General features: G+C 55.3%; 10 protein-coding genes. 7 read left to right on the top strand and 3 right to left on the bottom strand.

Going from position 1 to position 12,457, the window contains the following annotated elements:
* Window positions 1-64: 64 nt before the first annotated feature.
* Window positions 65-838 (top strand): AraC family transcriptional regulator, encoded by a 774-nt coding sequence (locus CA948_RS04860; RefSeq protein WP_094196667.1) that lies wholly within the window; start codon window positions 65-67, stop codon window positions 836-838.
* 124 nt (window positions 839-962) lie between these two features.
* Window positions 963-2,276: a M20 metallopeptidase family protein gene (locus CA948_RS04855; protein ID WP_108727473.1), complete on the top strand. Its 1,314-nt coding sequence runs from the start codon at window positions 963-965 to the stop codon at window positions 2,274-2,276.
* Window positions 2,277-2,352: 76 nt separating this feature from the next.
* On the opposite strand, the gene CA948_RS04850 is transcribed toward CA948_RS04855, so the two are convergent.
* The 3 genes from CA948_RS04850 to CA948_RS04840 form a co-directional block, all read right to left on the bottom strand.
* Entirely contained in the window at window positions 2,353-2,802 is a 450-nt protein-coding gene (locus CA948_RS04850) for an Hsp20/alpha crystallin family protein (RefSeq protein ID WP_108727472.1), read from the bottom strand.
* Window positions 2,803-2,993: 191 nt separating this feature from the next.
* On the bottom strand, window positions 2,994-4,517 hold the full coding sequence (locus CA948_RS04845; RefSeq protein ID WP_108727471.1) for a nucleobase:cation symporter-2 family protein: 1,524 nt from the start codon (window positions 4,515-4,517) through the stop codon (window positions 2,994-2,996).
* 55 nt (window positions 4,518-4,572) lie between these two features.
* Entirely contained in the window at window positions 4,573-5,949 is a 1,377-nt protein-coding gene (locus CA948_RS04840) for an 8-oxoguanine deaminase (RefSeq protein WP_094196663.1), read from the bottom strand.
* A gap of 452 nt (window positions 5,950-6,401) precedes the next feature.
* Here CA948_RS04840 and fmdA point away from each other — a divergent pair, with 452 nt between their 5' ends.
* From fmdA to nrfD, 5 genes are all read left to right on the top strand, one after another.
* Window positions 6,402-7,601: a formamidase gene (gene fmdA / locus CA948_RS04835; protein WP_094196662.1), complete on the top strand. Its 1,200-nt coding sequence runs from the start codon at window positions 6,402-6,404 to the stop codon at window positions 7,599-7,601.
* Between the two features lie 57 nt (window positions 7,602-7,658).
* Window positions 7,659-7,946: an FmdB family zinc ribbon protein gene (locus tag CA948_RS04830; RefSeq protein ID WP_009453884.1), complete on the top strand. Its 288-nt coding sequence runs from the start codon at window positions 7,659-7,661 to the stop codon at window positions 7,944-7,946.
* 242 nt (window positions 7,947-8,188) lie between these two features.
* Window positions 8,189-10,426 carry a TonB-dependent siderophore receptor gene (locus CA948_RS04825; RefSeq protein ID WP_108728708.1) on the top strand — a complete coding sequence of 746 codons (2,238 nt, stop codon included), beginning with the start codon at window positions 8,189-8,191 and terminating at the stop codon, window positions 10,424-10,426.
* A gap of 207 nt (window positions 10,427-10,633) precedes the next feature.
* Window positions 10,634-11,392: a sulfate reduction electron transfer complex DsrMKJOP subunit DsrO gene (dsrO, locus tag CA948_RS04820; RefSeq protein ID WP_108727470.1), complete on the top strand. Its 759-nt coding sequence runs from the start codon at window positions 10,634-10,636 to the stop codon at window positions 11,390-11,392.
* A 9-nt stretch (window positions 11,393-11,401) separates the two neighbouring features.
* Entirely contained in the window at window positions 11,402-12,433 is a 1,032-nt protein-coding gene (gene nrfD, locus CA948_RS04815) for an NrfD/PsrC family molybdoenzyme membrane anchor subunit (protein ID WP_094196659.1), read from the top strand.
* Window positions 12,434-12,457: the final 24 nt, after the last annotated feature.

Genomic DNA, 12,457 nt, shown 5'->3' with positions numbered 1-12,457 from the left:
GTAGCTCTGGTCAGTTTTTTCTATTACACGTATTCTGATTAAAAACCCATGAAATCGGACAATCATGCCTTGCCTACACGCGAATGACCCATTCCCCGACCTGAGAGGCCGCCATGCGCTGGGGATTGCAGCCCGTTTGGCACAACATGATTCCGGCCTGCATCAGCATCCCTGGGGCCAGATTCTGTACACGCACAGCGGCTGCATTACTGTCACCCTGGATCAGCAATTGTGTTTGCTGCCGCCCAAGCGCTTGATCTGGATTCCTGCCCTTTTGCCCCATCAGGCGCAAATGAGCGAGCAGGTGGATTACCGGTCGGTGTACCTGGATCCGACTCATTACCCTGATTTGCCTTCGCAGGTCCAACTGTTGGCGGCAAACGATTTGCTGATTGCCGCACTGGACCGTATCGCCCAAGCCGATCTGGATGAGAACTGGGATCAGCCACCGGGCCGCCATGTGATGCTGGTCTTGCTGGATGAATTGCAACGGGCACCTGATCAGGCCTTGTTTCTGCCCTTGCCGAAAGACAGCCGCTTACAGCAAATCCGCTTGAATACCCTGCCCCCCGCGCTGAACGAAGTAGCTCGCTATTTGGGTGCCAGCGAGAAAACCATCAGCCGCCTTTTCAAACGCGATACCGGCTTGAATTATCAGCAATGGCGACAACAATGGCGTCTACTTAAAGCGATTGAGCAGCTTTCCACGGGTGGCCGTGTCACTCAGTTGGCCTCGGATCTGGGCTTTGCCAGCGACAGCGCGTTTATTGCGTTTTTCAAGGAACAGACGGGCCTGACTCCTGGTCATTTCAGCCGTCAAAAACGCTATTTCGATTAGGCAATAGTGGACGAATGCACTAAGGGCTCCTAACTACTATAGGTGTCAATTAATCAGCCCGATTACTGCCTATACCAGTGCTATGATCAGTTGCTATTACGACTACAAAAAGACAGGAGACTATATGAAGAATCCATTCTGCCTGAGCCTGTTGGCAGCGACGTGTTTAATGGCTGGTACGGCGGCGCAAGCCAGTAATCCCATGATGGATACTGCCATGAGCAAGGCCGATGCCTTGGAACAGCAGGTTATTGAGTGGCGTCGTCATATTCACCAAAATCCTGAGCTGTCTTATCAAGAGCACAACACGGCGGCCTATATCAAGGCGGCCTTGGAAACGATGCCCGGTTATCAGATCCAGACTGGCATTGCACAAACTGGCGTCAAGGCGGTATTGAAAGGTGGAAAACCGGGGCCGGTCGTGGCCCTGCGAGCCGATATGGACGCCCTGCCCGTACAGGAACGTAATGATCTACCCTTCAAGTCCGTCGCCAAAAGCACCTGGCAAGGCAAGGAAGTGTCGGTCTCGCACGCTTGCGGCCACGACACCCACGTTGCCATGCTGCTAGGGGCGGCCAAGGTGTTTTCGGATATGCGCGACGAACTGCCCGGCACGATTGTGCTGCTATTCCAACCGGCGGAAGAACAAGGCCCGGGCAAACCGTTAAGTGGGGCTAACGCCATGATGGCCGAAGGCGTGCTGGACCAGCCTAAAGTGGATGTGGTGATGGGCCAGCATATCGGCCCCTCCTACCCCGCAGGCAGTATCGGCTACCGCCAAGGCAGCCTGATGGCCAGTGGTGATGTGTTCTCCATCTCTTTGGCAGGTAAAGGCGGCCATGGCTCCTCGCCCTGGAATGCTGCCTCGCCCGTTGTTGCGGCCGCTGAAACTGTTGTGGCTTTGAATAACATCATTGCCCAGCGCACCAATCCCCAGGACGGCACCACTGTCGTAACGGTAGGCTCGCTACACAGCGGTAACCGCCCCAATGTGCTGCCGGAAAGCGCCGACATCAGTGGCACCGTGCGTTCCCTGTCCAAGCACAACCAGGCAACTGCGCATGAGCTGATTCAGCGCTACGCACAAAATATTGCTGCGAACCACGATTTGAAGGCCACTGTGCGTATCGACACAGGCTATGAAGTCCTGGTCAGCGATCCTAAAGCCACCCAAACCGTGATTCCCGCTCTGGATCTGGCCACTGACGGGATAGGAGCCAAGGAAGTGGCTCCTGGCATGGGCTCCGAGGACTTCGGTGCGTTTGGCAAGAATGTGCCCGTGGTTTTCTGGCGTCTGAACGCTTCGCCGCATTCCGACAAAATGGGCGCACCGAATCATTCGCCTGAATTCATGATTGATGAAAAGGCGTTGCGCATCGGCACGCGTGCGTTAGTGGCCAGCTCCTTGACTTATATGATGGAGAACAAAAAGCCCTAACCTCTTGGTGATTTCAGTTAGAAAGCCAAAAAAAACCGCGCCACTTAGGGCGCGGTTTTCAATTTAACAAGCTGATTTAGCGAACTTCCAGCTTTTTGGCCCCTGCTCCGCCCTTTTTCTTGGGCAGAATCAATTCCAAAATGCCGTTTTCGCATTTGGCACTGGCCTGGGATTCGTCAATGTCCTGCGCCAGGCTAAAGCGACGGGTTTGCACTCCGTAGTAGCGTTCGCTGCGCAAGAGCGTATCACCGTCCTTTTCTTCCTGTTCACGCCGGCTTTCAACACGGATAGTGACGACATTGCCTTCAACACTGACATGCACATCTTCTTTTTTGATGCCAGGCACTTCTGCACTGACTTGATAGGCTTGTTCGTTTTCGTTCACATCCAGACGAATGCTGGGTGGCGTATTGCCAGCCAAAGAGCCCACGACTGGCACGCGCCGGAAAATATCCTCAAAATCCCGCCATGTCTCTGTACCGGTCAGATCCCCAAACGGATTAAAACGTGTCAAATTGTTTGCCATGCTTGATCTCCATTTTTCCTTTGCTGAGCCCTACTGCAATGGAAGGCGTGGGCTCGATCGCCTACCTAAAGAAAGATGAGGCTAGTCGCTTATATTTCAAGGGCTTGGATAAAAAAAACCACCTTACTCCCTAGAGAGAAAAGGTGGCTAAAGGTACGATCCTATGTTCTTTTAGCAACGGATCCCATTGCTCAGGTGCTGCTTAAACCCGGCTTTGTGTGCAGTACCGGGGGCTGTTCCGGTGCAGGGTGTTCATCGGCAATAATGGGAACTTCCTTGCCATTCTTGTCTATGATCTTGCCGTTTTCAACGTAATCACCTTCATTAAGGTTGGCCACGTCCGAGACCCGCAGGTAGCGGCCCCCACCAGCAGCAAAAACAGAAGGTTGATCGGAATTGCCCAAGGTGAAGTGGTTGAACAAAAGATTCAGCACAATCGCAACCAGGGCAGCCGAACTGATGCCAGAGTGGAAAATCGTCGCAAACCAGACCGGGAAGTGCTCGTAGAACTTGGGAGCCACAATAGGAATCATGCCTGCGCCGATCGCGGTGGCCACGATGATCAGGTTCATATTGTTTTCATAATTGACCTTGGCCAGCGTACGAATACCGCTGGCCGCGACGGTGCCAAACAGGACCATGCCCGCGCCACCCAGTACGGCTGGGGGAACAGCGGCAACCAGGCGACCCATGATGGGCAGTAGACCCAACGCGATCAGAATCAAACCACCGAAAGCCACGACGTAGCGGCTTTTCACGCCTGTTACCGCCACCAAGCCGACGTTCTGGGCAAAGGCGCTTTGTGTGAAGGAGCCGAAAATCGGTGCGATCAGGCTGGAGAGCATATCGGCACGCAGACCATCGCCCAGACGACGCGCATCAACTTTGGTCTCGATAATGTCACCTACGGCAAGAATGTCTGCCGATGTTTCCACCAGCGTCACGATGATCACAATGAACATGGAGATAATCGCGGCAGTCTGAAAAGTGGGCATGCCAAAGTGAAACAGACTGGGCAAGGCAAAGACCTCGCCTTGGCTGACGGCAGAGAAATCCGCATGGCCCATGGCAACCGCAATAACAGTACCGATGATGATGGCCAGCAAAATGGACAGGCGGGAGATCGTGGCGCTGCCCAGCTTGCTGAGCAGGAGCACGATCAGCAAGGTCATGGCGGCCAGGGAGATATTGCCGACGCTGCCAAAGTCCGGAGCTGACGGGTTGCCACCCATGGCCCAGAATGCGGCCACCGGCATCAGGGTCAGGCCAATCGTTGTAATCACGCATCCGGTCACCAAGGGCGGGAAGAACCGGATCACCCGTGAAAAGACCGGCGTAATCAGCAGCCCTATCAAGGACGCCACAATGACCGCGCCAAATACGGCCGGCAAGCCGCCTCCCGTGCCCAAAATAGCAATCATGGTAGCGACGCCGGAAAACGACACCCCTTGAACCAGCGGCAGACGGCAGCCAAAAAATGGCACGCCCAGAGTTTGCAGCAAGGTCGCCAGACCGCCCATGAACAAGCAGGCGGTAATCAGCAAGCCGGTTTCATTGGCAGGTAAACCCGCTGCTTCACCAATAATCAGCGGCACGGCGATAATGCCGCCGTACATGGTCAATACGTGTTGAAAGCCATAGGCCAGATTCGCGCCCAGGCCCAGATTCTCGTCTTCGGGGCGAGCTGTATCCGCTGCCCTTTTAGCTGTTGTCATGAATGTCTCCGAATAAGAAATAGGCAGAGCTCTGTCGGCCCTGTCACTACAAAACTCAAGCTATCGCTGCGGTATCCAGTACCTTGTCGCGCAAACGGCGAGCAGCGGCTTGATGGCGTTGCATCAGGTCTTGCACATCAATGCCGCAGACTTGGCCGTCAATCACGCGCCACTGGCCGGCGACCATCACACGGTCAGCCCGGTCTGCGCCGCAGAGCAGCAAGGCAGCCAAGGGGTTTTCTGCGCCGGAAAAGCGCAATTCATCCAGGGTGAACAAAGCCAGGTCGGCCTGCTGTCCGACGTTCAGGCCACCAATGTCCTCGCGCCCCAAGCAACGGGCCGAGCCTTGAGTAGCCCAACGAATAACCGCTTGATGAGTGACCTGGCCCGGCTCATAGCGCAGGCGGCCCAGCAAGAGTGCCTGTCGCATCTCTTGAGCTAGATTGGAGTGGTCGTTGGAAGCCGAGCCGTCCACGGCCAGACCGACGGGGGCACCGGCCGCTTCCAGCTCGATGGTGCGGCACAGGCCGCTGCCCAGCACCATATTGGACGAGGGGCAATGGGCAATCCCCGTGCCAGCCCGGCCCAGGCGCTGGATTTCTTCGTCGTTGAAGTGAATGCCGTGCGCCAGCCAGGTGCGATTGCTTAGCCAGCCTTGCTGATCCAGATAGTCCAGGGGACGCATGCCAAAGAGGCGCTCGCAGTAGGCGGTTTCGTCCTCAGTTTCAGCCAAGTGCGTGTGCAGGCGTACGTCTTCGCGTTCTGCCAGCTTGGCGCTTTCGCTCATCAACTCACGACTGACAGAAAACGGTGAACACGGGGCCAGGGCCAGCGTAATCATCGCGCCATCTGCGCGCTGGTGATAGTGGCGAATCAGGCGCAGGCTGTCGTCCAGAATGGTTTGCTCGTCCTGAACGACGTTTTGTGGGGGCAAGCCCCCCTGATCACGGCCCACGCTCATGGAACCGCGAGTCAAGGCGGCGCGTACGCCCAGGCGCTGAGCGGTTTCTGCCTGACAATCAATGGCATGTTGCAAGGCGCCCGAAAACACATAGTGGTGATCGGCCACCGTCGTACAACCGGACTGCAGCAGTTCCACCATGGCCAGTTCGCTGGCCACCTGCATTTGCTCGTCATCCAGACCGGCCCATACGTCATACAGCGTGGTCAGCCAGGGAAACAAGGGTTTGTTCAGCGCTGGGGTATAGGCCCGTGTCAAGGTTTGGTAAAAGTGATGATGGGTATTGACCAAACCGGGCAACAAAACGTGTCGGGAAGCATCCCAGCTTTGATCGTAAGCCTGCTTGGGCTGCTGACCGGCGGCCACTTTTTCGATAATGCGACTGTCTTGCACCAGTACGCCGCCGGCAGCTTGCATATCTGAACAGGCCAGTGGATTGCGAATCCACAGGATGGGAGTACGGCGAGTCATGAGTGTGTCTCCTGCGTTCTATTTGTTTTTTATTGTTGTCAGTTCGACTTGCCGACTTATATATCCAACGTGATAAGGGTTATAGGGAGCCGATCGATAGCAATGCTTATGTGCACCGCCAGCCTTGGGTCTGCTTATGCCATCGAGAAACTCTTATGCCTTGTATATGGATCGCCATATAGCGATGCCCGCTGTTGTTACGGCATGCCGCGACATAAAAAACTTGTTCAATATCAGGATTTATCCTCTGGACAAACGCCTCGTAGTGTTGTCCTTTAATCACTTAATGCCTAAACCATTGGTCTACTTAAGATTTATTTATCGGCAAAAAAAAGCATATAAAACAGTCATCTTCCTGCACTTTGACCCGCTCTGTTCAGTCATGTTAATTGTGTCGCCAAGCGCATTAAAAGCGCCGTTGTGCGAACCCGCACACATTATTCGGAGAACACATGCAGCATATAAAAATCAAACCCGGCGCACCCTTGGCCGAACAAGCTGAAATCGGGCACAACCGATGGCACCCCGATATTCCAGACCTGACCAGCGTCAAACCTGGGGAGGAGATGATTCTGGAATGTATGGACTTTCTGGATGCTCAGATTCAAAACACGGACAGCGCCAACGACGTACGTGATGTGGATCTGACCCGTGCCCATCCATTGACCGGCCCTATCCACGTTGAAGGTGCCGAACCTGGCGATATCCTGGTGGTGGACCTGCTGGATATTCGTTGCATTACCCCCGTGGGTTTCTCGGGCATTTTCGCCAAGGAAAATGGCGGCGGCTTTTTGGCCGAGCATTTCCCCGAAGCCGACAAGGCCATCTGGGACCTGCATGGCGTTTACGCCACCTCCCGTCACATTCCTGGCGTGCGCATTGCGGCCATGATGCACCCCGGCCTGATCGGCACCCTGCCCTCGCACGAGCTGCTGCGTGAGTGGAATCGCCGTGAAGCCCTGCTGGTGCCCAAGGGCCATGCCAATCCACCCGATGCCAAAACCGCCGTATTGCGCGGCGTAAAAGGCGCCGAGTTTGACCGCATGGCAGCCGAAGCAGCTCGTACCGTGCCTCCGCGTGAGCACGGCGGCAATCTGGACATCAAGAATCTGACCATTGGCTCGCGGATTTACTTCCCCGTCTATGTGAAGGGCGCTGGCCTGTCCATGGGCGACCTGCACTTCTCCCAGGGCGATGGCGAGATCTCCTTCTGTGGCGCCATTGAGATGGACGGCGCGGCCCATCTTGGCTTTGATCTGATCAAAGGCGGCATGGCCCAATACAACCTGACTGCGCCTATTTACGTCCCTGGCCGTCACGATCCCAAGTACGATCAGTGGATGCACTTTACCGGCATCAGCGTGGAAGAAGGCGTCAACTACTATCTGGATTCCACGGTTGCGTACCGTCAGGCTTGTCTGGCAGCCATTGACTACATCAGCCGCACCACCGACCTGTCGCGCGCGCAGGCGTACATGCTGCTGACAGCGGCTCCGGTTGAAGGCCGTTACGGCGGCGTGGTGGATCTGCCCAACAGTTCCGCTTCCCTGGCATTGCCTACCGGTATTTTTGATACCGATATCCTGCCTAAAGGTGCCTTGAATGACGCGGCCCGTTTTGGCCGTCCAGGCACACGCTGTAACTTGACCTGATCGGTCTCTGGCCCTGGCTTCTTATCGAAGTCAGGGCTTGCTTTACTCGGATTCGCCATGCCTTTGTACGACTATCTTTGCAATCACTGCCTGCAGCGCAGCAGCCATTTGCGCAGTATTGCCACCCGTAATGATCCTCAAACCTGCCCTGCTTGCGAAAAAGGCAGCCTCTTGCTGCAATTGAGCGCACCACGACGCTTGTTCAGCAAGGCCAGCCCCACGCGTGGCCTGACGCCCCAGCAAGCCCTGGCAGGCAATAATGTAACCGGGCCCGGTACCCGATCCAGCACCCGAAATTCAGTCATCCACACTTGTATGGGCCCTGGCTGCAGCGTTTGCGCCTAAATACAATCAGCCCCGTTGCTACGCAAGCTGTCAGCCTTGACAGGCCGCTGCTGTGACGGTGACGGGGCGTAGCCCTGGCTGTATTTGTCCGGTCTGATGTGTTGCTTTTACGAGATCAACAATCCGTAACATTGCCCACCCTGCTTATAATCACGAATCAATCTCATTATTACTGGGTGTTCATTATGTCGGTGTCCTCGTCTTTCGCCGCTAAGCGCCAGGTGCCTAGCGGCGTATCTTTTATGTCTTTAAGCAGTCTGGCAGTGGCTTTATTGTTGGCCTTCCCCTATCAGACGCAAGCGCAAGAGGTCGAGGAGCTGGAGCGCATTGTGGTCAAGGCCGAGCAGGAACTCAAGCAGACCTTGGGTTCTTCCATCATCACCGCCGAAGACATCCAGAAGTCCCCTCCCGCCAACGATATTTCCGACGTTTTGCGTACCATGCCGGGCGTAAATCTGACTGGTAACTCGGCCAGCGGCCAGCGCGGTAATAATCGACAGATCGATATTCGCGGCATGGGGCCGGAAAACACCATGATCCTGATTGACGGCAAACCCGTCAGCTCCCGCTCTGCCGTGCGTTTTGGCTGGCGTGGCGAGCGCGATTCGCGTGGCGACACGAACTGGGTGCCTGCTGAACAGATCGAACGTGTGGAAGTATTGCGCGGCCCGGCAGCCGCCCGTTACGGTAACGGTGCGGCGGGTGGCGTGGTCAACATCATCACAAAGCCGACGACAGACACCTTCCAGGGCACCTACTCCCTATACGGCAACCTGCCCGAGCATAGCGATGAAGGCGCCACACGTCGCATGAGCTTTGGCTTGAGCGGCCCGATCAGTGAATCCCTGTCCTTCCGTTTGTATGGGAACCTGAACAAGACAGATTCGGACGATCCGGAGATCAATAAAGGACATCAGACCGAGCGTGGTGGCACTAACGCGAACAGCCTGCCTGCTGGCCGTGAGGGCGTGCGCAACAAGGACATCAATGGTTTGCTGTCCTGGCGCCCTGATAGCCGTCAAACCGTGGATCTGGAAGCGTCTTATAGTCGACAAGGCAATATCTACACAGGCGATACCCAAAATACGAATACCAATGATGAAGTCAAACGTCAGTTGGGCGATGAGACCAACAAGATGTATCGCCAAAGCTATTCGCTGACGCATCGTGGCGACTGGAACGACAAGACAAATTCCCTGGCCTATTTTCAATACGAAAAAACACGCAACTATCGTTTGCTGGAAGGCTTGGCCGGTGGTACTGAAGGCGCCTTCAATGACCCATCTCGGGTTAAAGACGGTGGCTTTGGAACGGTTGATCTGACTACACTGACGGCCCACGCCGAGGCCAGCCATCAATTCAAAACCGGCAGCGTTGAGCAATACGCCACTTTCGGTATGGAGTGGGTGGGTCAGGAGCTGAACGACAAGTCCTCGGACTTGGCACAACGTAACCCGACCCGTATCCCTGGCGTTCCCAACAAATACAAACCCAAGTCACGAGCCAATATTTACTCCGTTTTTGCAGAAAACAACATCTACGCCACTGACAAGACCACGGTGACACCCGGTCTGCGCTTTGACTATCACGACAAGCATGGCAGCAACTGGAGTCCTTCGCTGAACCTGACGCATGCCGTGACGGACAACTGGTTGCTGAAAACCGGTATTGCCCGCGCCTACAAGGCTCCTAACCTGTATCAAAGCAATGATGGCTACACCTTGTACAGCCTGGGTAACGGCTGCTGGGGCAATACCACGGGCAGCAGTACGGGTTGTTTCCTGCAAGGTAATTCGGACTTGAAGGCTGAAACCAGCATCAATAAAGAGCTGGGTGTGGAGTACGTGGGTGACAATGGCCTGGGTGCCAGCCTGACCTATTTCCACAACGATTACCGCAACAAAGTGGAAGCGGGTCGTTTTGCCGTGGATAGCTTCACGGCCTTGAACAATCAGCAATTGATTCTGCAATGGGAAAACATCCCCAAAGCCGTGGTGTCCGGCCTGGAAGGTAACCTGACTCTGCCGTTAGCCGAGAACTGGCTGTGGTCAACCAACTTTACCTACATGATCGAGTCCAAGAACAAGACCACCGGCGAAGCCTTGTCCACTATTCCCAAGTACACCATTAACACCACGCTGGACTGGGACGTGAATGCCGATTGGTCCTTGCGTGCCAAGGCAACCTTTTACGGCGAGCAAAAACCACCGAAGTATGACTACTACGGTCAGCCTTTGACGGGTTCTGCTACCGACAAGGTCTCGCCTTACGCCTTGTTTGGTCTGAGCACGCAGTACAAGATCAACAAGCATTTCCGCGTCAACGCAGGGGTCGATAACCTCTTTGACAAACGTCTGTTCCGTCGCGGTAATGCCATCGGTGTGAACCTAGGGACACCGAACTATATTTATGGCGCCGGGGCACATACCTTTAATCAGCCAGGCCGCACTTTCTTCCTGGGATTGAGCGGGACGTTCTAAGCGTTTTCATCTGTATCAAGATACCTATCGCCCCTCCCCAAAACGGAGGGGCGCTTTTTTGTGTCTGGAAAGTACAGCCGCGCGTCAACATTTCAACCTTTAAATGTTCTTTTTGACCTTCATCAAGACTGGAGGCTTGGATTCTTCATATGCTTATAACTACAAATAATGTAAATGGGTTCAACCCAAGCATGTAAAGGAAAACACATGACTCCAAGCGCCGAGCCCAAAAAGGGCAAGCGACGTTTTCTTAAGGAATTGCTAGGCCTGAGTGCCGGGGCCACGATTATTCCTATTCAACCTGTTCAAGCAGCGATGAACAGCCAGCCTCCACGACGTAGCGGTGGGAAAGATGGGGCCCGCTACGGCATGGTGGTTGATTTAAGAAAATGTATCGGTTGCCAGGCCTGTACGGTTAGCTGTTCTATCGAAAACGCGCCGCCTATCGGCCAGTTCCGCACCACGGTTCTGCAATACGAGGTGCTTGATGAACAGCAACAGGCGGCGATGCTGAGCCTGCCCCGTCTCTGCAATCACTGCGACAACCCGCCCTGTGTACCAGTCTGTCCTGTACAGGCCACATTCCAGCGCGAAGATGGTGTGGTGTTGGTCGACAACGAGCGATGTGTTGGCTGTGCCTACTGTGTTCAAGCCTGTCCTTACGACGCCCGTTTCATTAACCATGAAACGCAAACCGCCGACAAGTGCACCTTCTGTGAGCACCGCTTGGAAGTGGGACTGTTGCCCGCCTGTGTGGAAAGCTGCGTCGGAGGTGCCCGTGTCATTGGTGATATGAACGATGAAACCAGCACGATTTCCCAGTTGCTCAAGGAGCACAAAGAGGAAATCCGCGTTCTCAAACCCGGCATGAATACCAGCCCGCATGTGTTTTATATCGGCTTGCCAGATGAGTTCGTCGACGGTGTGGATGGTCAGGCCAGTGTGCGCTTGACCCATCAGTTCTAAGAGGCCGCTATGTCTATTATTGAAATTCTGACCCCCGCCTACGAGGTTGCCTGGCTCCCTTGGGCAGTTCAATACTTTTTTCTGGTCGGTATGGCCGCCACCAGCACCGTATGGGTATGGCGTTGCGCCTGGTCCAGCGACAGCGCTTTACGCCGTCTGGAACCCGCGCTGATGATTGTGCTGCTGTGCAGCAGCATTGCCGCTCCCGTGTCCTTGCTGGCTGACCTGCACCAACCGGGTCGTTTCTGGCATTTCTACGCCTACTTCACTCCCTGGTCCTGGATGTCTCTGGGCGCCGTCCTGCTGCCCCTGTTCGTCGGTCTGTCCGTGGCCAATGTGCTGGCCTGGTGGTTGAACAAACGTGCTCTGTGGCGATGGTTGAGTCTGGCTTTGCTGGTGTCGGCCTTGTCGATTCTGGTTTACAGCGGTTTTGAAGTGATGGTGCTGCGCTCGCGCCCCTTGTGGAACACCGCCTTTCTGCCCATCAACTTCGCCTTGACGGCCGCTCTGGCCAGTCTGGGAGCAATCTTGCTGGTTGCCCGTCTCTTGCCCGGTGGCGTAGCCAATTTACCGCTGGAATACGTACGCCGCTGGTCTCTGGGCGTGGTTCTGACCTTGATCGTGGTCGCTCTGTTCTGGGTGGGTTCGGGCCTGTTGGGCTACAGCCATTCCTTCGGTACTGCCTGGGAGCTATTCCAGAGTTACCCCGTATGGCGTTTGGGTTTCCTGGGGTCTTCTGCCTTCGGTCTGCTGCTTCTGTATATGCTCAGCCGTCCGATCAGCACCTTGCAAGGCAATCTGTACAGCTTGGTCTGCGCTGCTTTCATGCTTGGCTCTGCCTGGGTATTTCGCTGGATTATTTTCATGGCGGTACAAGGTGTGCCCAAATACGGCGCTGGTTTGTACCTCTACACCATGCCCTTAGGCAGCGATGGCCTGCTGGGAATGCTGGGTGTGCTGGGCTTGTGTATTGCCTTGCTCGCCGCCAGCACCACCCTGCTCTCTCTGTTCCCGGCCCGCCGTTCAACGTTGACGGCCTAGGCCCCACAGACTCACTAGCTTTCA

The sequence above is a fragment of the Alcaligenes aquatilis genome (assembly GCF_003076515.1).
Taxonomy (GTDB): domain Bacteria; phylum Pseudomonadota; class Gammaproteobacteria; order Burkholderiales; family Burkholderiaceae_B; genus Alcaligenes; species Alcaligenes aquatilis.
This window is presented reverse-complemented; position numbering and strand designations above follow the sequence as displayed.

What these genes read in the sequence shown, in the direction of transcription:
- nrfD (WP_094196659.1), top strand. Translation starts at nt 11,402, where the DNA reads ATGTCTATTATTGAAATTCTGACCCCCGCCTACGAGGTTGCCTGGCTC.
- CA948_RS04860 (WP_094196667.1), top strand. Translation starts at nt 65, where the DNA reads ATGCCTTGCCTACACGCGAATGACCCATTCCCCGACCTGAGAGGCCGC.
- CA948_RS04825 (WP_108728708.1), top strand. Translation starts at nt 8,189, where the DNA reads ATGTCTTTAAGCAGTCTGGCAGTGGCTTTATTGTTGGCCTTCCCCTAT.
- CA948_RS04845 (WP_108727471.1), bottom strand. Translation starts at nt 4,517, where the DNA reads ATGACAACAGCTAAAAGGGCAGCGGATACAGCTCGCCCCGAAGACGAG.
- fmdA (WP_094196662.1), top strand. Translation starts at nt 6,402, where the DNA reads ATGCAGCATATAAAAATCAAACCCGGCGCACCCTTGGCCGAACAAGCT.
- CA948_RS04850 (WP_108727472.1), bottom strand. Translation starts at nt 2,802, where the DNA reads ATGGCAAACAATTTGACACGTTTTAATCCGTTTGGGGATCTGACCGGT.
- CA948_RS04840 (WP_094196663.1), bottom strand. Translation starts at nt 5,949, where the DNA reads ATGACTCGCCGTACTCCCATCCTGTGGATTCGCAATCCACTGGCCTGT.
- CA948_RS04855 (WP_108727473.1), top strand. Translation starts at nt 963, where the DNA reads ATGAAGAATCCATTCTGCCTGAGCCTGTTGGCAGCGACGTGTTTAATG.
- CA948_RS04830 (WP_009453884.1), top strand. Translation starts at nt 7,659, where the DNA reads ATGCCTTTGTACGACTATCTTTGCAATCACTGCCTGCAGCGCAGCAGC.
- dsrO (WP_108727470.1), top strand. Translation starts at nt 10,634, where the DNA reads ATGACTCCAAGCGCCGAGCCCAAAAAGGGCAAGCGACGTTTTCTTAAG.